The 20,414-nt window shown below is 59.1% G+C and carries 17 protein-coding genes; 13 read left to right on the forward strand and 4 right to left on the reverse strand.

Translation table 11 applies throughout. The annotated features are described in order from the left end of the window. From HNQ65_RS05440 to HNQ65_RS05450, 3 genes are all read right to left on the reverse strand, one after another. Nucleotides 1-1,711: NHL domain-containing protein (locus HNQ65_RS05440; protein ID WP_184338484.1), on the reverse strand; the 1,711-nt coding region annotated here is incomplete at its 3' end. Nucleotides 1,712-2,222: 511 nt separating this feature from the next. Continuing rightward, nucleotides 2,223-2,903 carry a response regulator gene (locus tag HNQ65_RS05445; RefSeq protein ID WP_184338485.1) on the reverse strand — a complete coding sequence of 227 codons (681 nt, stop codon included), beginning with the start codon at nt 2,901-2,903 and terminating at the stop codon, nt 2,223-2,225. 15 nt (nt 2,904-2,918) lie between these two features. Next, entirely contained in the window at nt 2,919-3,539 is a 621-nt protein-coding gene (locus tag HNQ65_RS05450) for a hypothetical protein (protein ID WP_184338486.1), read from the reverse strand. A 506-nt stretch (nt 3,540-4,045) separates the two neighbouring features. On the opposite strand from HNQ65_RS05450, the gene HNQ65_RS05455 reads away from it, so the two are divergent. From HNQ65_RS05455 to HNQ65_RS05500, 10 genes are all read left to right on the forward strand, one after another. Further along, nucleotides 4,046-6,298: a secretin N-terminal domain-containing protein gene (locus HNQ65_RS05455; RefSeq protein WP_221306047.1), complete on the forward strand. Its 2,253-nt coding sequence runs from the start codon at nt 4,046-4,048 to the stop codon at nt 6,296-6,298. 55 nt (nt 6,299-6,353) lie between these two features. Beyond that, nucleotides 6,354-6,920, forward strand: a complete 567-nt coding sequence (locus HNQ65_RS05460; protein ID WP_184338488.1) for a hypothetical protein — start codon at nt 6,354-6,356, stop codon at nt 6,918-6,920. A gap of 440 nt (nt 6,921-7,360) precedes the next feature. Continuing rightward, nucleotides 7,361-9,409, forward strand: a complete 2,049-nt coding sequence (locus tag HNQ65_RS26810; protein ID WP_184338489.1) for a cytochrome-c peroxidase — start codon at nt 7,361-7,363, stop codon at nt 9,407-9,409. A 6-nt stretch (nt 9,410-9,415) separates the two neighbouring features. After that, complete coding sequence (locus HNQ65_RS05470; protein WP_184338490.1) at nt 9,416-9,679, forward strand: hypothetical protein; 264 nt, start codon at nt 9,416-9,418, stop codon at nt 9,677-9,679. 109 nt (nt 9,680-9,788) lie between these two features. Continuing rightward, on the forward strand, nt 9,789-11,642 hold the full coding sequence (locus HNQ65_RS05475; RefSeq protein ID WP_184338491.1) for a multicopper oxidase family protein: 1,854 nt from the start codon (nt 9,789-9,791) through the stop codon (nt 11,640-11,642). 200 nt (nt 11,643-11,842) lie between these two features. After that, the gene (locus HNQ65_RS05480; protein ID WP_184338492.1) at nt 11,843-13,222 is read left to right on the forward strand and encodes an SCO family protein; all 1,380 of its coding nucleotides are present in this window, start codon (nt 11,843-11,845) and stop codon (nt 13,220-13,222) included. Continuing rightward, nucleotides 13,219-13,539, forward strand: a complete 321-nt coding sequence (locus HNQ65_RS05485) for a heavy-metal-associated domain-containing protein (protein WP_184338493.1) — start codon at nt 13,219-13,221, stop codon at nt 13,537-13,539. The genes HNQ65_RS05480 and HNQ65_RS05485 overlap by 4 nt, the downstream gene beginning before the upstream one ends. Before the next feature lie 32 nt (nt 13,540-13,571). Beyond that, entirely contained in the window at nt 13,572-14,369 is a 798-nt protein-coding gene (locus tag HNQ65_RS05490) for a PEP-CTERM sorting domain-containing protein (RefSeq protein WP_184338494.1), read from the forward strand. Nucleotides 14,370-14,438: 69 nt separating this feature from the next. After that, the gene (locus HNQ65_RS05495) at nt 14,439-15,389 is read left to right on the forward strand and encodes a hypothetical protein (protein WP_184338495.1); all 951 of its coding nucleotides are present in this window, start codon (nt 14,439-14,441) and stop codon (nt 15,387-15,389) included. A 17-nt stretch (nt 15,390-15,406) separates the two neighbouring features. After that, the gene (locus HNQ65_RS05500; RefSeq protein WP_184338496.1) at nt 15,407-16,432 is read left to right on the forward strand and encodes a PEP-CTERM sorting domain-containing protein; all 1,026 of its coding nucleotides are present in this window, start codon (nt 15,407-15,409) and stop codon (nt 16,430-16,432) included. 124 nt (nt 16,433-16,556) lie between these two features. Here the strand turns inward: HNQ65_RS05500 and HNQ65_RS05505 are convergent, their stop codons facing one another. Beyond that, nucleotides 16,557-17,081 (reverse strand): hypothetical protein, encoded by a 525-nt coding sequence (locus HNQ65_RS05505; protein ID WP_184338497.1) that lies wholly within the window; start codon nt 17,079-17,081, stop codon nt 16,557-16,559. A 57-nt stretch (nt 17,082-17,138) separates the two neighbouring features. Between HNQ65_RS05505 and HNQ65_RS05510 the strand changes: the two genes are divergently transcribed. From HNQ65_RS05510 to HNQ65_RS05520, 3 genes are all read left to right on the forward strand, one after another. Next, nucleotides 17,139-17,723, forward strand: coding sequence for a hypothetical protein (locus HNQ65_RS05510; protein ID WP_184338498.1), 585 nt, complete (start codon nt 17,139-17,141; stop codon nt 17,721-17,723). Between the two features lie 37 nt (nt 17,724-17,760). Then, complete coding sequence (locus HNQ65_RS05515) at nt 17,761-18,705, forward strand: hypothetical protein (protein ID WP_184338499.1); 945 nt, start codon at nt 17,761-17,763, stop codon at nt 18,703-18,705. A 188-nt stretch (nt 18,706-18,893) separates the two neighbouring features. Beyond that, nucleotides 18,894-20,360: a hypothetical protein gene (locus tag HNQ65_RS05520; RefSeq protein ID WP_184338500.1), complete on the forward strand. Its 1,467-nt coding sequence runs from the start codon at nt 18,894-18,896 to the stop codon at nt 20,358-20,360. Nucleotides 20,361-20,414 lie beyond the last annotated feature (54 nt).

A 20,414-nucleotide genomic window follows, 5' to 3' on the forward strand; every position in this document is an offset into this window, starting at 1 on the left:
CCCCGGCGCTTCCGGCCAGCGTGCTCACCACCCCTGCCGCTGTCACCTTGCGGATCGTGTGGTTGAATTGATCCGCCACATACACGTTGCCTGCGCTGTCCACCGCAACGCTGCTGGGGTAATAAAACTCTGCGGCGCTTCCCGTGCCATCGGCGCTGCCGCTCACCCCGGCGCTTCCGGCCAGCGTGCTCACCACCCCTGCCGCTGTCACCTTGCGGATCGTGTGGTTGAATTGATCCGCCACATACACGTTGCCTGCGTTGTCCACCACCACGCCGGTGGGGGTGTTAAAACTCGCGCTGCTTGCCGTGCCATCCACGCTGCCGCTCACCTCCGCGCTGCCCGCCAGCGTGCTCACCACCCCAGCCGTTGTCACCTTGCGAATCGCGCTGTTGATATAATCTGCCACATACACATTGCCTGCACTGTCCACCGCCACGCCGCCGGGGTTGTTGAACCTCGCAGCGCTTCCCGTGCCATCCGCACTGCCCCTTGCTTCAGCGCTGCCGGCCAGCGTGCTCACCACCCCTGCGGAGGTCACCTTGCGGATCGTGCTGTTGCCACCATCCGCCACATACACGTTGCCTGCGCTGTCCACCGCCACACCGCTGGGATTGTTAAACCTCGCTGCGCTGCCTGTTCCGTCCATGCTGCCCGTTGCTTCAGTGCTGCCCGCCAGCGTGCTCACTACTCCTGCCTCTGTCACCTTGCGGATCACGGAGTTGCCACTATCTGCCACATACACGTTGCCTGCACTGTCCACTGCCACGCCGCTGGGAATGTTAAAACTCGCGGCGCTTCCCGTATCATCCACGCTGCCGATCACCCCCGCGCTGCCCGCCAGCGTGCTCACCACCCCAGCCGCTGTCACCTTGCGGATCGTGTGGTTGCCCAGATCCGCTACATAAACGTTGCCTGCGCTGTCCACTGCCACCCCGCTGGGGCTAAAGAACCTCGCGGCACTGCCTGTATCGTCTGTGCTGCCCTTTACTCCAGCACTGCCAGCCAGCGTGCTCACCACCCCTGCGGAGGTCACCTTGCGGATTGTGTGGTTGTACTTATCCGCCACATACACGTTGCCTGCGCTGTCCACTGCCACGCCAGTGGGGTTGTTAAACCTAGCGACGCTTCCCGTGCCGTCTGCACTGCCCGATTCTCCCGCGCTTCCGGCCAGCGTACTCACCACTCCTGCCGAGGTCACCTTGCGAATCGTGTGATTGAATGTATCCGCCACATACATGCTGCCTGAGCTGTCCACCGCCGTGCCAAAGGGATAGTAAAAAGAAGCCTGTGCTCCGGTGCGATCTTGCGAGCCCACGCCACCCAGGCTTCCCGCCAGGGTCGTCCAGGTGTAGCCTCCTCCATTGGGTATCTGCGCGGTGCCCCCCACGCGCGTCAGGGTGATGTCGTTGCCATCCCCACCCACATAGCTGATGCGGAGAGTAAAGGTATTGCCGCCATAAGCCGCGCTCAGCTTGGCTCCCTCGGCCAGCCCGGTGAATATCCCGCTGATCGTACTGATTCCCGTATTGTTTACCACCGTCAGCACCTGGCTTGGGCTGGGCGAAAAACCCAAGGTCACCGCGCCCAGCGAACTGCCTGTGGCAGTGTAAGTCGTCGTCGTCACAGGCACTTCAGAACCGATGGTGTATGCTGGATTAATCACAGCAGCCCGCACCACGGCGGTGGTGAGGCACAGTAATATCAGCAAACGCTGGGAGAAGGAAGTGAGACACAAAGCAATCATAGTTCGCCAAAGCAATTTTAATGAATTGCCAATTTCGCAGAAGTTATAATCAATATGGAGAAGTTTTGTGAGTTAACTCATTAAGCTGTCAATTATGAGTCACAAAACAGCACAACCCAGGTACGCCTGTTCAATATCATCATCAGCAGCACAGGCGGAATGCTGGGCATTCCGGCAGGTTGATCCCATCTGCCTCTCATGCATCTACTTCACCATCACCTCTCGCTCTATTCCAGACGACTGTGCGCAAAAGCTCCAAGCCTCCGCAGGGCAGGCCATCACCAATCTGCGCCAAGTCTTGTGAAACAACGCCGTGTCTCCAGCGAAGCTTCTTGCGTAGCCTTCGGCGGAGCGGGATCGTCCCGGTCCCACTCGCGCACGCGAAGACCAGCGCGTACGCGCTGCCACCACACCATTCCACATCCCCATGCCACGTGAGGGCATCAGGATGATCCCCTCTGTCGTAGCCCTCGCGCTAATCCTTCTTTTGCTGCGCCAGCACCTCCAGTGCCTCCTCCTTCGACTTCACGTGCAGCTTCTGGTAGATCTTCTTCATGTGCACCCGCACGGTCTCGTGGCTCAGGCCCAGGGCGGCACCCACCTCTTTGGCGTTGCCGTGCTTGGCCATGGAGCTCAGCACCTCGCGCTCACGCGTGGTCAGGTTGCGCAGCGCGCTTTTTTTCTGCGCGGGCGAAACCGAGTTGTGGCGGAATTCATCCATCAGCATCTGCGCGATCACCGGACTCAGGCTCACGCCATCCTGGATGATCTGCCGCAGCCGCTCCGCAAAAATCTCCGGGTCCGCCGTCTTCACCAGATAGCCTGAGGCGCCGCTGCGCATGGCCGCAAAGACGTCTTCAGGCTCGCTGGAGGAGGTCAGCATCACACACAGCGGTGGGGTGGGCAGCTTTTGCAGATTCGCGGTCAGTTCCACACCGCTGAGCCCCGGCAGTTCCAGATCGATGAAGAGCAGGTCCACCTCCAGAAAGCGCCTGTCTGCCACCAGCGCCTCGGCGCTCTCCCAGGCATGCACCAGCTCCACCTCGGGTGTGTTCTTCAGCAGCCCTGAGAGGTAGGCACGGTAAACGGGGTCGTCCTCCACCAGTGCGATCCGCGTAGGACTGCCTTTGGCTCGACGTGTGGCTTTATTTCTCATTGATTTTTAAAAATACTACAATCCATTCTGCAGCACATCAGAATACAGCTCGTCAGCGCATTTCTCGCACACGGTATGGGAGCTGCCTTGGCCGGTGGTCATCAGCCGCAGGTCGTCCCAGTGCATCCACCCATGCTGTGGCGTATGCACTTTGCGGCAGCAGCAGCATGTCACGGGCTGGTTGGCCACCATGGGGGTGCTGGGGAAAGACGCTGGTTGTTCATAGGACGTCGGCATCCGGCTGAAGTAGTTCTTCAAGCAGCAGCGCAACCCGTCCATGATTCCCGAGCGGCGTTCGGTCATCTCATAGGATTTCTCAAACAGCATGCCAAGGACATACCAGGAGGGATCTGCAGCCGATCCTGCATAAAGCCCAGCAAAAAGGAGGGATCTCTGCTTCCAAGGCATCAGCATGATATTGTCCTCAGGGACACTTTTTGACGCAAGCTCCAGAAGGCTCACCAGCGGAGGCTCCAGTTCCATGTCTGCATTCAGCCTGAGCATTATCTTGCAAGTGTCTGCGTGATGACGCGTCACCCATGCATGGTTGCAGCCCAGCAGTCTGCTGGCTGTGTCGAGGGCATACAGTGCGATCCAAGGCAGGCTGCCGACATTGCCAGCATCAGAGATTTGCATCTCACAAACGGAATTCGGCGCAGGTGGAATGAACATAAGACGAGAGATGTTATAAATAACATACATAACATACAGCGCACTTTGCGATCCCGGCATTGAGGTAACCTGTTTCTTTCCAAGTTTGGGTTAACTCAACCCGTGGTTAGGCAAGGGGGAGAAAAAGTATGATCTTTGCCAGCTATCTCCGCACAAGACAGGTGTGCCTAGCTGCAGGAGTATCGGCAGGAGCGTCGCAGGAATGCCTACATGACTCAAGGTGCTGCAACGTCATCCCATGCAGCGCGCATGAGGTGACCTTTGCGGTGGATGAACTTCAGCCTGAGCATGGCAGGGGGTAGTAACTGCGCCAGAAGCTATAGCTTCCGAATTTGAGTTACCCCAATTGTTTAAAGGTGATCGGGAATGTTTTATTTATTGTTATTGTGGTTTTTATGCAGCATTCCAAATCTTTGCACCTCCTTATTCCCTGCCTCGTTCCACAACGAGCATTACTGTCTTTGCTGTGCATGGCTGCTTTGAGCTCAGGGCCTGCCCAGGAGACAGGGATAAAAGCGGAAGGCTTTTCGCCCGTTGCTGAGAGCGAAGGAAATTCGCCGATCAACGACAGCGCCTTGATCAAGGTCAATTTCCCGAGCGCCCCCATCCAGGCGATCATTCCGTTCTATACCAACCTCACGCGGAAAAAGCTCATTCTGGACTCCGCGCTCAAGGGGGAGCAGCTGCGCATCATTTCCCCCGAGCCGCTGACTAAAAACGACGCGATCGCCTTCATCGAGGCCACTCTGCTGCTCAATGGCTATGCACTCATCGAGGTGGATTCCACCACGTCGAAACTGATCAACAGCGGCGCAGGCAAAAGCCCGACCTCAGATGGCCTGAGGGTGTACCATAACATCCGCGACATTCCGAACCATGAGGAAATCTGCCACTTCATCCTCGCGCTGCGGCACATCTCCGGAGACGATGCCTCCAAGGCCTTTCAGGAGGTGATCAAAATGCATCCCTATGGGGCCATGTCGGTGGTTTCAAACAACACGGCGCTGATCATCACAGAAAACAGCGCCACGATCCGCACCATCTATGAGATCGCCCAAGTCATCGATGTGCCTTCTGCATCGGTGGAGAATGAAATGATCAAGCTGGAGAGGTCTGACGTGGAGCTCGTGGCCGAAATCATCAACGAAATTTTCGGAGAACAGGAGAAAATGGGAGGCGCTGCGCCGGAGGCACGTGCGAATGCCGGGGAAAAACTGGGTGCTCCAGGCTCCGGCGGCGCGGTGGAGACTTCTGGAAATTCCGGCGGCAGCAAGGTCAAGGTTTTCCCCTACCGACGCACAAACGAACTGCTCGTGATTGGGCGGCCGGTTGACATCATCTACATCAAAGGATTGGTGGAAAAGCTAGACCGGCAAAACCACAGCACCGACTTTGTGAAGCGGCGGCTGAAGTGGCTCAAAGTGGAGGACTTCATCTCCGTGGCATACAACGCACTGGCTAAAGACACGGACATTCAGAGCGGTGACGGCGGGGCTGTAAGCGGCGGTGGCGGACGGAGAAAAACAAAGCAGCCTGGCAGTGACGCTGATGCGCTGGGAGCAGGCGCCCTGACTGGCGGCGCAAGCGATGCCTCCCGAGGACTGAACGCCATGGCCATGGGAGCCAACAACGCTGCGGGTGGGTTGAATGGAAGAAGCGGCGGCAGCAATGCGAACCGCAGCCTGCTCTCCGCACCTGAAGAGGCCGGAGCTCCGGAGTCCATGGTGGTGGGCAAGACGCTCCTGATCGCAGACCCCCAGTCCAATAGTCTTGTTGTCTCAGGATCCCCCGAGCACATCGCACGCATTGACCAGCTGCTGCAGGAGCTGGATGTCCGTCCGCAGCAGATTTATATCTCAGCGATCATCGGCCAGCTGAGCCTCGGGCAAAACTACAATTACGGCTTCGATTTCCTGAAGATGCTGGATGACTTCAGCCTGCGTCAGACCAACGGCTCCTCCAGCAGTTCCGGTCTTGTGGGCAGCACTTCCAGCACCGGCGGGCTGTCCGCCTCCAGCGCCGTCAACTTTTCATGGAACCGCCTCAACCTCTACGGGCAGATCGGCTCTCTGAGCAGCTACATCAAGATGATCGACAGCAACAATGACTTCAAGATTCTGGCCACGCCCAGCGTCTATGCCAAGAACGCGGCCAAGTCTGTCATCTCCTCGGGGCAAAAAATCGCGGTGCCTGCCCAGATCCTGTCCAACAGCGGACTTCAGGCCGGCATCGTCAACAACAGCGTCAGCGTGGACTACCGGGATGTGCTGCTGAAGCTGGAGGTGATCCCCCTCATCAATTCTGATGACGAGGTCACCCTGCGCATTGCGCAGATCAACGACAACATCGTTGGCAGCCAGACCATCTCCGGCAACACGGTGCCGACCATCGGCACGCAGCAGCTGGTGACCGAAGTGGCCATCAAGAACAATGCGACCGTCGTTTTAGGCGGCCTCATCACAGAGCGCACGAGCAAGGAGGGCAAAGGCGCCCTGGGCCTGCGCCGGATCCCTGTGCTGAAGAATTTCTTTGGCACCACCACGACTGAGCACAAGCGGGAGGAGCTGCTGATTTTCATCCAGCCGCACATCATCAAAGCCGAGGACCCCAGCGTGACGCCCAACTCCATCGAATCCAGCCGCACCACCTTGTTCAAAGACACAAGGAATTTCGGCGGAGTCATGCTGGAGGATGTGCCCAAGGCCCTGCCGTTTCGAGAATAAGAACGGCCTGGTGATCAAACGACGCCCCCACAAGAAAGCCCCTGTTTACTGACCAATGAAAAAGAGTGAAAAGCTTCTGCTGACGGTGTTTTCCTTCATGTGCCTTGTCATTGTGGGTGGAGGGGCCATCAAGTACGCCTACTCCAATTACAGGGCCATCTGCGAAGAGAATGAATCTCTCGCGGACCAGATAGCCAACATGGAGCATGCGATCTCCACCGGCGCGGAGTGGGCCGAAAAATATGCCTGGATCGAAGAGCACCTCCCGGTTTTTGCCAGCCACCAGGAAGCTTCTTCCAAACTGCTCAGCGTCATCACCGCCCGTGCGGAAAAACGGGGCCTCAGCATTGGTGGCAAGGAATTTGTGGAAGACGATAAACAGACCGGTCCGGACGGCCTGCCACTGGATGGAAAGCAAAGTTTCTTCGACTGCACCCGGGTAAAAATCACACTGACCGGTGTGGTGGAAAAAGTCTTCTTTGAATGGCTGGAAGACATCCAGCAGGCTAAGCTTTTCATTGGCGTCACGCACATTTTGATCAATCCCACCGGGACCAACAAGACCGTTAATTGCGAAGTAGAGTTCACCCAGTTCTTCCGTGAAAACGTGGGTGGCAAATGAGCTGGCTTCATCAATACAGGGGGCTTTTCAAGGGCGTTTTTGCCCACGTGCCGGTCTAAATCGACCCGCATAAAAACCGAGATCCCGTCAAAAAGAACTTCCTAAAAGCACTTCATTAAGGGGCTGTTTTTCTTATTCCAACTAAGAGAGAGGGTTCCCGAGTGATGAAATCCTGCGAGAGAAAGCGCGATGCATTGAAAACGAATAACCGCGCAACTGAATAGAGGTTCAAAATTCAGAGTTAACCCATCCAATAATTAGCACCAAAAACAAATTCACCATAAATTCCACTCAAATTAGCTACGGATAATTATCAATAAATGCAAACTAACGCAGTCATTACAAATTCATCTCCCCGCTCCAGGTGGTCAGCCTGCGGGGTGTCTTTGTTTGGCTGTGGAGCCCACTGGCTCAGGGCCACGGGCCTTTGCTATCTTGTCTTGAGTTCATTTGGCAGCTGTCTGGCCCAAGGCTTTGTCCTTTCCAAGGAACTGCCAGAAACGGACGAGGTGATCATTGCCGCCGGCGAGCAGGCCAAGCTGCTGCGGAGTCTGAAAACGCTTCCTGTGCCGGGGCCGATGAACCTCGAAGAATTTGTCAAAGACCGCCGGCAGGCGCAGATTTTGGGCAAGGCCCTTTTCTGGGACATGCAGGTGGGGAGTGACGGAGTCACCTCCTGCGCGACGTGCCATTTCCACGCTGGTGCAGACACCCGTGTCACCAATACGCTAGCACCCAGCCTGCTGCGTGTGGATGAGAGCGGCCACCCCGCCCCCGTGACTGTGGTGGATGGCGGTGCCAACCGCACGCTGAAGACATCCGACTTTCCGTTTCATCGTCTTTCCAATCCGAATGACCGGCATTCGCAGGTGCTGAGCGACTCAGCACACATTGCAGGCTCTCAAGGGGTGACCAAGGAGCGTTTTGGCGGGGTTTACCCCAGACGATCCGAGGAGGTGCGTGATCTCGTGCCGGATTCCGCTTATCAAGTGGGCGGAGTGAACACCAGGCGCGTGGCTCCCAGAAACACGCCATCGGTCATCAATGCGGTGTACTTTTTGCGCAACTTCTGGGACGGCCGCGCCCAGGACGTCTTCAACGGCGTCAATCCTTTCGGCACACGGGACCCGAATGCGTTTGTGATCCAGGCTACCACACCGGACACGATGCAGGAGGTGCAGGTGAGGCTCAGATGCTCCAGCCTGGCATCCCAGGCGGTGGGACCGCCGCTGAGTGACGTGGAGATGTCGGCTGCGGGACGCAGCTTTGCAGACATTGGCAAAAAGGTTCTGGCCCTTCGTCCGCTGGCAAAGCAGACGGTCCATGCCGAGGACAGCCTGCTTGGAGAGCTGCTGCACCCGTCTGGCAAAGGCCTGTCTATTCAGACCTACTTTGATTTGGTCAAAGCCGCCTTCCACCCAAAATGGTGGCAGGGCATGCACTGGGTGGATGCCACCTCTACAGGTGCACCTGCGGTGGTGGCTGCTCCGGCCAGCCCGGGTGCCAGACAATACAACCACGCCAGCTGGAACTTTGCCCTCTTCTTTGGCATCGCCATCCAGATGTATGAGTCCACCTTGGTGTCTAATGACGCGCCTTTTGACCGCTATGCAGAGGGAAATGACGGCGCGCTCACGCCCCAGCAGAAGTGGGGGCTGAATTTGTTCAAAGGAAAGGCCAAGTGTGTTTCCTGCCATAATGGGCCCGAATTTTCCGCAGCCACGGTTTCAAAGCTGAATGACCTCGAGATTGCCGTGGCGGGAGATCCGCTGATCAAGCTGCCTGGCACGCGGGGCGCACGCGCCAGTGTGCCAGAGAGGATCGAGCGCATGGTTTTCGCCTCGCTGCCGCCCGTGGCAGATGCCTCAGGCATGGTGAATACGACCGGACACCATGTGGTGTATGACAACGGCTTCTACAATATCGGCGTGCGGCCCACGCATGAGGATCTCGGCGTCGGCGCGAATGATCCCTTTGGCAATCCTCTTTCCGAGTCCCGCTTGTTTTACGCCGGCAGGCTGCAGGAATTGGAGCTCCCGCTGCCAATCTTCGCCGTCGACCAGCACTATGCACCTTCTGCCGATGGCTCGTTCAAAACACCGTCTCTGCGCAACGTCGAACTCACGGCTCCTTATTTTCACAATGGCGGGCAGCTCACGCTGAAGCAGGTGGTGGACTTCTACAACCGTGGCGGAGACTTCCGCGACAACAACATTGCAGATGTGCCCGTGGACATCACCGAGCTGGGGCTGACTCCGGCGGAAAAAGAGGCCATCATTGCCTTTCTGTACAGCCTGACGGACCCCCGGGTCAAATATGAGCGTGCGCCCTTTGACCACCCCCAGCTGCTCGTGCCCAATGGCCACCCCGTCAATGCCGACGGCAGCGTCCAGACAGACGCGCGTGGACAAGCGCTCACCATTTTCCAGGAAATCCCTGCCGTAGGCCGCAAGGGAGGTCCTGGCACCCCAAACTTCACCACCAAATAAACACCCATGCCTGCATCTCCCGAACGATCCATCTTTTCTGAGAAACGCCACTTTGGCCAGCATGATGCCGCCATCAAAGCGCTGCGCGCCCGTGCGCTGGAAATGATGAGCAAGGTGGTGCGCGCCAAGGGTGTCTCCAACCCAACCGCCGAGGCCCGCTACCTGGCCGAAGCCAAGATGCTCCAGACGGCGGCCGCGTGGCTTGCCTCTCTCGAATACCCTTCCGTGCGCCGCAGGACCCAAGGTCTAAAAAGCACCAGCGCAGCCTGATTCCCCCAAAATAACAACCTGTGGGGGCTAACGCGCAAGCCAACCTCAGCTAATACCACAAAAGACCACAAAATAGTTACCATAAAACACCATAAAATAATACATAACAATGCAATCAGAATCCAAGCCTCAGACAAGCCGTCGTGATTTCATCAAGGCAGGGCTCACCGCAGCAGCCGGCACATCCGTTTTTGGAATCGGCAACTCCTCCCGCGCCGATGTCCCGCTGCCCATCCCCTCAACGATTTTCAAAGGGGCCATTGAAAACACCGTGGTGCCACGCTGGACGGATGAGATGCCCCGCCACCAGTGGGTGCCGCCGCTCAGCGCCGGCACTGAGCCTGCCGAATACAATGGCGTGGGCGTGGGCAAGGTCTTCCACGGCGTGGCTCCGGAATGGGATCCAGCCGTGCGCGGCAAGGACATTCCGCAGATCCCCGAGGCAGAGTGGAGCAAGTATCCCGTGCAGTACTACCGTATGCATGCGGATGTGGAAAACATGCAGATCCTGCCCACCAAGATGGGGCTGCAGACGCCGCTGTGGCGCTGGTGCGGCCGGGGTCCGGGACTCACCGACATCACGACGCCGCAGTTCCGCTTCCGCGTGGGACAGCCTGCGATGGTCCGCGTGACCAACAACCTGCCGGAAGAAACCGGCATCCACATGCATGGCGGCCACTGGCCGAGCCATTCAGACGGCCACGCCTCCTTCTTTGTCCTTCCTGGCGAAGAGCGTGACTACTATTACCCGAACGTGCTGCCACGCAAACCCGGCACCAACATTGCCGATGTCTCCGAAAGCCCCTCCACGATGTGGTTCCACGACCACGCCCAGGACATGACGGCCATCCACGTGGCCCGCGGTATGGTCGGCACCTGCAAAGGCTTCGATGATCTGGAGCTGGGCCTCATCACACGCGGTGTGCTGCCTGGCATCAAAGGCAAGTCCGATGTGGGACCGGAATACTACAACCCGTATGATGAATATCTCACATTTACGGACCGTGTCTTCACCCAGGCCGGTGCTGCCTGGTATGACTCCAACAGCCACAACGGCTACATCGGCAATGTGGAGACGGTCAATGGTCGTGCTTATCCGAAAATGACGGTGGAGGCGCGCAAGTACCGCTTCCGTCTGCATGGAGGATCCACAGCCCGCTGGCGCCGCATCCGTGTGGCTGATGCCGCCGGAGCCACCATCAGCTACCTGCACATCGGTCATGATGCCTGGCTTTTTGACAAGGCACAAACGACACAGAGCGTGCTCATCTCCCCGGGCAAGCGAGCCGATGTCATCATCGACTTCTCCAAGTTTAAACCCGGCACCAAGCTGTACATCGAAAACATCCTCGATCAGACGGCGGGCACCGGCCCAACGGGCACGCTGGAGTCTGAAAACGTGAACGTGGTCGTCGGCAAGCCTGCCTACAGCCATCAGCTTCTGGAGTTCAACGTCGTGGCCAAAAACGCCGCCTATCCAGATGCTTCCATCATCGCCGGCACACCGCTGCGTCCGCATGAGAAGATCCTTGATTCCGACATCGTGGCCCGCCGCAGCTTCCTGTTTGAGCGCAAGAACGGCGCCTGGTCCATGAACGGCGGCTTCTACGACAAGAACGTGGCCAACGCCTGCCCGACGATCAATACGGCGGAAGAGTGGACGCTGACCAACAGTGCCGGCGGCTGGTGGCACCCCATCCACATCCACCTGGAATCCCACCAGCAGGTGGCGAATCTGACGACTGGTAAAGTGCCGCCCTACTGGGATACGCAAAAGCAGGACATCACAAAACTCGGACCCAATTCGAGCATCAAGATCCGCCTGCGCTTCCGCACCTTCAAAGGCCCGTTCGTCTTCCACTGCCACAACAACGAGCATGAAGACTTCGAGATGATGAACCAGTTCGACCCGCGCGCCGTGGGCAGCCTGCTGCCACAGCCGCCTCAGCAGTTCTTCCCGTAAGACGAATGCAAACCCCCGCTCCGCAGGGAGAGCCATCTCCCTGCGGAGCACCCTCTGCATGGCCAGCACGCCGGCCCTGCGGGGTGCCCCATGTCCTTTTTTGAGCAAGCGCCTTCGCAGCTCCTCCTCCTCCCATTCATCCGCCGCCCCGGTTCGAAGCCTTCATTGGTGAAGTTTTTCCTCCGCCCTTCGTTTCTTTCATGCCTTCCTATTCCCCACTTTTTTTCAAGCGTTTTCAGCTGCTCCTTGGCCTGATAGCTTTGACGGCGGCCATGCAGCACAAGATGCAGGCCGCGCCACTCGCTGCAGGAGATGATCTGCAAAGCGAGAACCAGCGCCTCATGCGCCGGGGCTATGGCGACAAGCTGCCAGACATCCCTCTGGTGGACCAGCACGGCAGGCACTTCCGCCTGTTTTCCGATCTCATCAAAGACAAGGCGGTCATCATCAGCTTCTTCTACACCAACTGCGAAGACGCCTGTCCCGTGACGAACAGCAAGCTGGCGCAGATGCGCAAGGAGCTGAAGAAGAGCTTTGGCCGCAGCATCCAGATCCTCTCCATCACTGTGGATTCAGCCCGGGACACTCCGGAGAAGATCGCGCGGTACGCCCGCATGCAGAAGGTGGAGACGTCAGATCCAGACATGCCGGACTGGAAGTTTCTCACTGGAGATGCCGCCGACATCCTCAAGGTGCGCGAGACGATCGGTCTCGTCTCGAATGACATCACCCGCAAAGAAGACAGCAAGCCCAGCGCCCATGGCACTGTGCTCGTGGTGGGGAATCAGTCCACTGGACGCTGGACCCTCCTTTCCGCCACGGGTCCGATGGAACAGAACATGGAGCGCCTGAAGCGCATCGCTGGCTGGACCCAGCAGGTGCGCTATGAGGAGCATCGAAAATCCGTGCTGGAGACCCGCTCTGCAGCGGCCGGGCAGCCACAGGCTGAGGCAGCTGCTGCAGTCATCCCTGCAGGCACTGCCGCCACCATCCCCGTGCTGGGAAAGCTCACAGGAGATCTCACCGGCGTGGAGCGTGCGGGCCGTGGCGTCCGTCTCTCGGAGCTGAGCGGGAAAGTGACCGTCTTGAGCCAGCTCTACACTGTCTGCCCGCATGGCTCCAAAGCCGTCATCGCCGCCATGCGCGCACTGAATGAGGAGTTCGGCGGACGTGCGGACTTCCACCAGCTTTCCATGAGCGCGGCCAGCGAGCGCGAGACGCCGGAATACTTCCGCTCGTATGCCGAGGGCATCGGCGTGGGCACCGCGGCACCCTGGTGGTTTGTCACCGTGGAGCGTCCGCATCTCCATGCCTTTGCCAAAGATCAGCTCGGTCTGGCACCCGCAAGACTGATTCCTGAAGAGGAACGCCTGAACACCTTTGATCTCTACGAGAACGACCTCCGCCTCGTGCTGCTGGACCGTCAGGGCCAGGTGCGTGGGCGCTACCAGGTCTTTCATCCTGATCCCGACATCGGAGCCACGGCTGTCGAGATGCTCCGGCGGGATGTCCGCCACCTCCTGAATGAACCCGCCGCTGCTCCGCTGCGCAACCTCGACACCGCCTCCCTACGCCCATGAAAAAGCTCCTCCTTGTTCCTGCCGCCCTGTTTTGTCTTTTGCTGAACCAGTCTGATGCTGGTGATGCTCCATTCTGCTACCAGGGAGAAGTGGCCGGCGTCGTGTGCAACGTCTGCGCCACCAATGTGAAGACGGCCCTGCTCAAGCTGGATGGCGTGCAGGACGTGAAGATCACGCTCAACAAAGAAGGTGGCAATCCACGCCTGACGATCCTCTCCCAATCCCCGGCTCTCACACGCGAGATGGCAGTGAAAGCCCTCGGCAAGGCTGCGGAACATTACGACATCCGCAGCCTGGAAAAAACCTCCAAGCGCTGAGTGCGCCACCCTCACCTCAAGACTCCACGCTCATGCAGACTCTCCAGAGATTCATCTTCCTCCTCATCTTCCTCAGCGCGCTCTTCATTGCGGCGACCATGGCTCCGGCCCAGACCAATCTTGGCTGGAACACGTTTGACTATGGCAGCACCACCACGCTGGGACCTACGATCAGCACCTTCGGCGGTGTGCTCGACATCAGCAGCCGCATTGGCATCACAGACATCTATGGCGGCGCGGGCTCCCTCGGAAACGGCACGGCTGGCAATTTGGCCTACCTGCATGACAGCAACTGGCTCGTCGGCGGCATCGGCACTTCACTCGACGGCATTCGTGGGGATCTTGGAACTGCGAGCGAGCTGGTCTTTGACTTCCACGGAGCTGCGCGCCTGGACAGCCTGGCGCTGACCATCAGCGGGCTCACTTTTGGTTCCTCTGCTTATAACGCGCAGGGCTTCAATACGAGCAGCGATGACCCCATGATGTGGTTCAACACCAGCAACGGCGTCTACAGCATCTCCGAGCAGGAAATGACATCAGCTACCAGCTTCTTCATTGATGGCACCGCCGCCGGGGCGGAAAACGGCTACGTGGACTTTGCCTACTTCACTCAAAAGATGGGGTTCGACACCACCATCACCAGTTTTGGCCTGCGTGAGACGAACGGCAACCTCTGGGTCAAGGACATCTACGTGGGTGACTTCACTGACACCTATCCCGTGCCCGAGCCAGGTTCTGCGCTGCTCATGCTCAGCAGTGCCTTGGTGCTGCTGCGCCGTCGCCGCCCTTCACACGCTTCCTCAATTTTCTCCCGACTGGCTGTTGGATGAACCCGCGAGGCGGAGGCGGGACCCGGTTTGGCCCGCCTCCGCCGCCCTCACATTTTTTCTCATAATCACATGAAAAAGCTTCATTCTCTGTTCCTGCTGCTCTTGGCGTGCACGCTGCCCGCTTATTCGCAGGTGGTGGATCCCGGTGTGCCCCTGGTCACCATCGCCGAGGGGCCGATCAAGGGGCTCGTGCGTAATGCCGATGGCACGGTGCTGATGACGATCATGGGAGTGCCCGTGATCCTGAATGCGAACACCCGAGTGCGCACCCCGATGGCGGTGCTGACTTTCAACCAGCTCATGAGCATCACCAAGATGCCGGGGCGCAATCAGCGCGGATTTATGAACGGCACCGCACTCGCCAGAGGCTTCCAGGATGCCAATGGCGTCATGACGGCTGTGGATGTGCTCGTTCAGCCGGCGGAGAATGTGGTGGTGGGCATGATCACGAAAAACTCCGGCGGCCTGTTGGAGATGAACCAGATGCCCGTGAAGTTCTGCATGGATGCCCGCATGCCCAGCCGCGGGGCCATGAACGGCTTCGCTATTCCGATTGATCTCGCGTCGGTCACTGTCGGCTCCACGGCCAGCGTCGAAGGCTACTATGACGACGCCTCCACCTTTCAGTCGATCAACCTCTACATCGACACCCTGGCGCCGCCGCTCAGCAGGGCGCCGCAGGTGGCGTTCATCGTCACCCGTGCCGTCGAAAACATTCCAAACACCAAAAAGGGAGACACCCTCGACATTCGCGGCGGGGTGACCTTCTTTCATGACAAGGCGGCGCTCACCCAGAGCATCAACCTCTACCGCATCGACAACAATGTGGCCACCTTCCTTGGCAGTGCGGTGGCCACAAGAAGTCTGGTCTATCCCGACTACGGCCTCTGGCGGTTCAATGGGACGACGTTTCCCACCGCCGATCCCGTGCTCGGCAACGCACCGACCGTCATCCGTGCTGTGAACACCAGTGCCGGAGCCAACATGGCCTTCACCGAGGACATTGTGGATGTCCGCTGAGAAAAGCAATGAATACCATGACATACCATTTTAATCCCCGACTCCTCATTCTCTTGATCCTGGCCAGCGCGGCGGTGCCACGCTCCATACTCGCTGCCTTGGGCGGCTTTGAGGCGTCAGACGGCTACCACATCAGCCTCAACGGCGGCGTCTTGTCCGACCAGGTGCTGGTCAATGCAGGGGAGTTCACTCTCAACGGATACCTGCCCACTGCGGAGTACTACAACGTCACCCTCGCAGCTCTGGCGCCGGACTTCCGCTACGGACCCGATGTGAGCCGCTACAATGCGGGCGCTTATACTGGCGGGCTGCCGAGCGACATCAAAGATAACACCGGCCTGTGGACCTCCCTCTACGGCGGCCGCATTGTGGAGGATGACTTTGCCGGCCCCTGGGACGGCTGGGGCTCTGACTATGCGGCAGCCACTTCTGTGACAGCCCACAGCGGACAGCAAAGCCTGGCGTTGCGTGCCATGGATGACCGCATCGTCTATGGCTATGCGCTGGATGCGCTGGAAAGAGCCGCCACGGCCTCATCCTACCAGCTCAGCCTGTGGCTGGATCCCTCCGCGACTGACAACACCTACACGAACAACGTCTTTGACCTGGCGCTGAACGACGCCAGCGGGGCCGCATTCATCGAGATCGGCTACACCGGCAGTGATTTTCTGCAGTATCGCCTCCATGGCCAGAGCGCATGGATCACGACGGACCTTCATTTTGGCAATCACGGCTGGTCGGAGCTCTCTCTCCTCATCAATACTGACGCTGACACTTTCAGCCTGAGCGGCCAAGGCTTTGATGATGCGCAGGGCACACTGCAGGCAGACCGGACACTGATCGCGGACGCAGCCTTGGGACTTCATCCGGGGCAGCTCAGTTCCCTCAACTGGAACCTTGAAGGCGGTTACCTTAACGCCGGCAGCACGGACTCAGCCCACTACTTCGACGACCTCAACCTGATGGCTGTTTCGGTGCCCGAGCCCGGATCTGCCCTGCTGCTGCTCCTAGCCGGACTGGGACTCCTGCGCCGCCGCCGCTGAGCCATGCCAGCGCCTCTGAATTTGGTGCCTCACACGCACCCGACATTGCAAATGCAAACCACAAAACCCAATGAAACCAAACACCTCGTTCATCCTCGCTGCAGCCGTAGTGCTTGGCAGCCAATCATCCCATCTTAGCGCCAACGCAGCTGAGGTGGAAGTGCGTCGCGCCATCACTGACCGCATCGCTCAAGCGGTGACCAACGATGCCGCTGCCACGACCGACGTCCGTCAAGCACGCGGTGCTGACAACGTTGCCGCTGCCACGACCGATGTCCGTCAGGCACGCGGTGCTGACAACGTTGCCGCTGCCACGACCGATGTCCGTCAGGCACGCGGTGCTGACAATGCTGCCGCTGCCACGACCGATGTCCGTCAAGCACGCGGTGCTGACAACGCTGCCGCTGCCCGCCAAGCACGCGGTGCCGACAACGCTGCCGCTGCCACGACCGACGTCCGCCAAGCACGCGGTGCCGACAACGCTGCTGCTGCCACGACCGACGTTCGCCAAGCACGCGGTGCTGACAACGCTGCTGCTGCCACGACCGACGTTCGCCAAGCACGCGGTGCCGACAACGCTGCTGCTGCCACGACCGACGTCCGCCAAGCACGCGGTGCTGATCACGCCTCCGACTCCCGCAGAGGACATGGTGCTGATGATGTGATTGCCACCTCCTCAGGCGCTTTGATTCCTACCATCTCAGCCTTGACGGCCCCTGCCCAGTCTGCACCCCAGACGAATGGACAGGAGGACAGGGTGTCTTTTGGCGCGGCTCAGCAGGCAGCTCAGACATCAGGCCTCGTCCCGGAAGCCGTGCACCGGAATCAAGGAGGGCAGCACATTCTAGACGTGCGTGTGAACGGCTTTGAAAAGCTGCCTGGGACGGCCACGGCCGACCTCGAAAATGGCGAAATCATCGGCAATCTGCCGAAAAAGCAGCGTCTGCGCTTTGCCCTCTATGCCAATGCCGAGCAGGCCCGGGCCGCCGCCGCGCTATGGTCCGCACCTGCCGCCGATGACAAACGCGCCGATGGTGCCGTGGCTGCAGCAGAGACCGGAATCATCACCTGGGAAGAACAGTCCAGCGCCACCGATGCTCCGGCTTCTCAGCCAAAGGGCAGCATCAATGGGCTCTTTTTGAACAGCGCCCGCATGCCAGAACTGAATGACGATTTCCTGCGTGGCAAGGTCATCCAGATCTACGGCCCTCAAGTGAAGACCTTGGACGACTCAGGCAAGCCGCTTTCCAGCACCCGGCAGGTCTACTGGACCAGCGCTCCTATCCGCTGAGCCCATTGCCGCATTCACCACCCCACCCCTCCTTGTAATGAAAGCATTCGTTTCCGTGCTGAGCCTCCTGCTGGTCCTCATGACCGCGCAGTCGGCCCGTGCCCAGGTCACGCCAGTGCCAGCGACGACTCCAGGTTACACGGAGGGCCCCATTTCCAGCATCACACTTCAGCCTGATGGGAGTGTGGTCATGACCGTCATCGGCGTGACGGTGACGGTGCCAGTAGGTACGCCTGTGCGTTCTCCATCCCGCAGCTTGACCTTGCGCCAGCTGGCCTTGCGCACACGGCTGCCGGGACGTTCACAGCCTGGATTTATCGGAGGCACTGCACTGGTCAATGGGGTGGTGGATGTCGCTGCAGGCACCTTCACAGCCACAGACATGGTTGTGGAACCTGCGGAAAATGTGCTCATCGGCGTGGTCACCCAGGCCTCGCCGTTGTGCATTCTAAACAGTGAGATCGTTCCCGGCACCGATGCCCGCATACCCTTCAGCATGGTGAATCAGTTCGGCTTTGCCATCACGGCTCCGACGATACCGTTGGGTACGAATGCCGCTGCGGAAGGTTACTATGCCAGCGGCAAGTTCCAAACATTCCTTCTGGAGCTCACTGGGGATTTCCCCTTGGTGAACCCGAACTCTCAAATCAATATCATTCGTGCACAGTGCCGGGAGCGCGGCCCCAGCACGCAACGTGGGGATGAGGTGACCATGCGCGGCTTCTACCATGCTCGAAATGGTGGCCTGCCGGAAATTCAAATCTTCCGCGTGGATGGTCTTGTGGAGACGCTGCTCGGAAACGCCACCCCCATACCGGATGCCACTCTCCCCAAGTTTGGCGTGTGGAATTTCCGCATCGACACCCCTCTCACAGCCGCCCCCGTGCTCGGAACAGCTCCTGTTAAGCTGCGGGTGGTGATGGTCGCACCCGATGGCTCCCGTGCCTCCGCCGCCATCGAACCTGACCTCACACCCAATTAGCGCCCCGCTGCTGAGGCCCGGGAATGCGCGCACATGCCCCACACTTTTCCCCCTTTCCGAAATCTTCCTCCTTCGCCACGAAGAGGGAAGATCAAGAAAACCAAACCAAACCAAACAAAAAACCCTGATCAGTAGCACACAAACAACACGCCAATCGTCAGCTCACGCAATCACGCTCTTAAACTGAAATGAAATCAAAATATCAAACATCAGCGCGCAGCTTTGCCTGCTCGCTTCTCGCCATGGGCCTCACGGCCACGGTCTTCACGACCGCCAATGCCCAGCCTGTTAACTCGGTGATCTCCACTGGCGCCAATGTCGGCCTCCAGCGCTCGGGGCCCATCGATCCCATCAACGGCTTCCCACAGTGGTATCAGGATAAGACGGGCCTGGCTCTGGAACTGCTGACGCCCAAAAGCCTGGCTGAACTGACCGCCGGCTACGATGTACTCCTGCCCACGGACACCGTGTATCCCGAAGTCTTCCCCACCTCCTGGTTTGTGGAGCACTTCTACTACATGGCCCGTTGCATCATGAACGTCCCCGTCTCTGCGGGGGCTGGCGCTCAAACTGGCCGCTGCACGGTCAGCTGTGCTCAAGAAGCCAGCTTCGCCACCGGCGTCACCAAGCCGGGCGATCAGATCGCGTTCACCCGCATCCGCATCGACTGGCGCGGAGTACCCTATGATGGCGACTACATCATCGAGACTCCCTATAGCACCACCACGTTCACCACCATCAAAGCTGGAGACCGCATCTTCAACACTGAGGATGTCGGACTGGCCCCAGCTCCGGCGGGATTCCAGCTTTCGCTCAACAGCAAAGTGGGCCCCTACCTCACGGCCTCGGCCACCCCTGGTGGTGCAGAGCTGCCTCCGGTCACCTTTGAAGGCCGCAGCTACCTGGCAGACCCGGTCGCTCTGACCAAGGTCACCGGCAGCCCCCTGGGTGCCAACCGCAACGCCTGCCGCATCTGGTATGTGGGGCCTCCGGTGAACAACGTCACGCCTGCTCCGGTCCTCCTCAGCGAATCCACAGACTTCAACCTCTTTGGCCGCGTCAAGACCGGTGCCATGCCCAGTTTGACACAGATCATCCGCGCCTCCCGCACCTTCGTCTCGGCAGCACCGGGTGATCGTCGTGTGGACGTCTGCGCCATTGCGCCTAGCACGCTCGCCAGCCGCTTGCCCGGCGCCCCCGCCTCAACGGTGGCCCAGCCTACGCTGAATGTGTACTTCGCCCCTCCGGTGAATACGAACGGGGTCCTGAGCGCTCCGGCGGTTACGCCGGCGGTGATGAACAGAAGTGGCACCCAGTACTCTTATCAGAGCGCCCAGTATGCCACACGTGCAGCCATGCCGACGGCTGTGACCGTTACCGATGGACAGGGCGGGGTCTTCACCCTTCCGGTGACTGACAACATCGTCCTCGCATCCTGCGTGTACAACTACACGACGAAGGTGCTGACCGTGAATGCAAACTCCACCGACAACGGTGCACTGCTCACCATCAACACCGTTGACGGTCCGCTGACGACCACCAAGTCGGGCTTCAACTACACCACGGGAGTGCTTCCCTTTGCTCCGTGCGATGTGATCGTGACCTCCAACCAGGGCGGCATCAATACCATCGAAACTGCCACCACCAAGAAGTAACCCCGTCCTGTAAAATCGCGGGGGGGCGTCATGCCCCCCCGCCAACAGCAGTCT

This window comes from Prosthecobacter vanneervenii (assembly GCF_014203095.1).
Classification (GTDB): Bacteria; Verrucomicrobiota; Verrucomicrobiia; order Verrucomicrobiales; family Verrucomicrobiaceae; genus Prosthecobacter; species Prosthecobacter vanneervenii.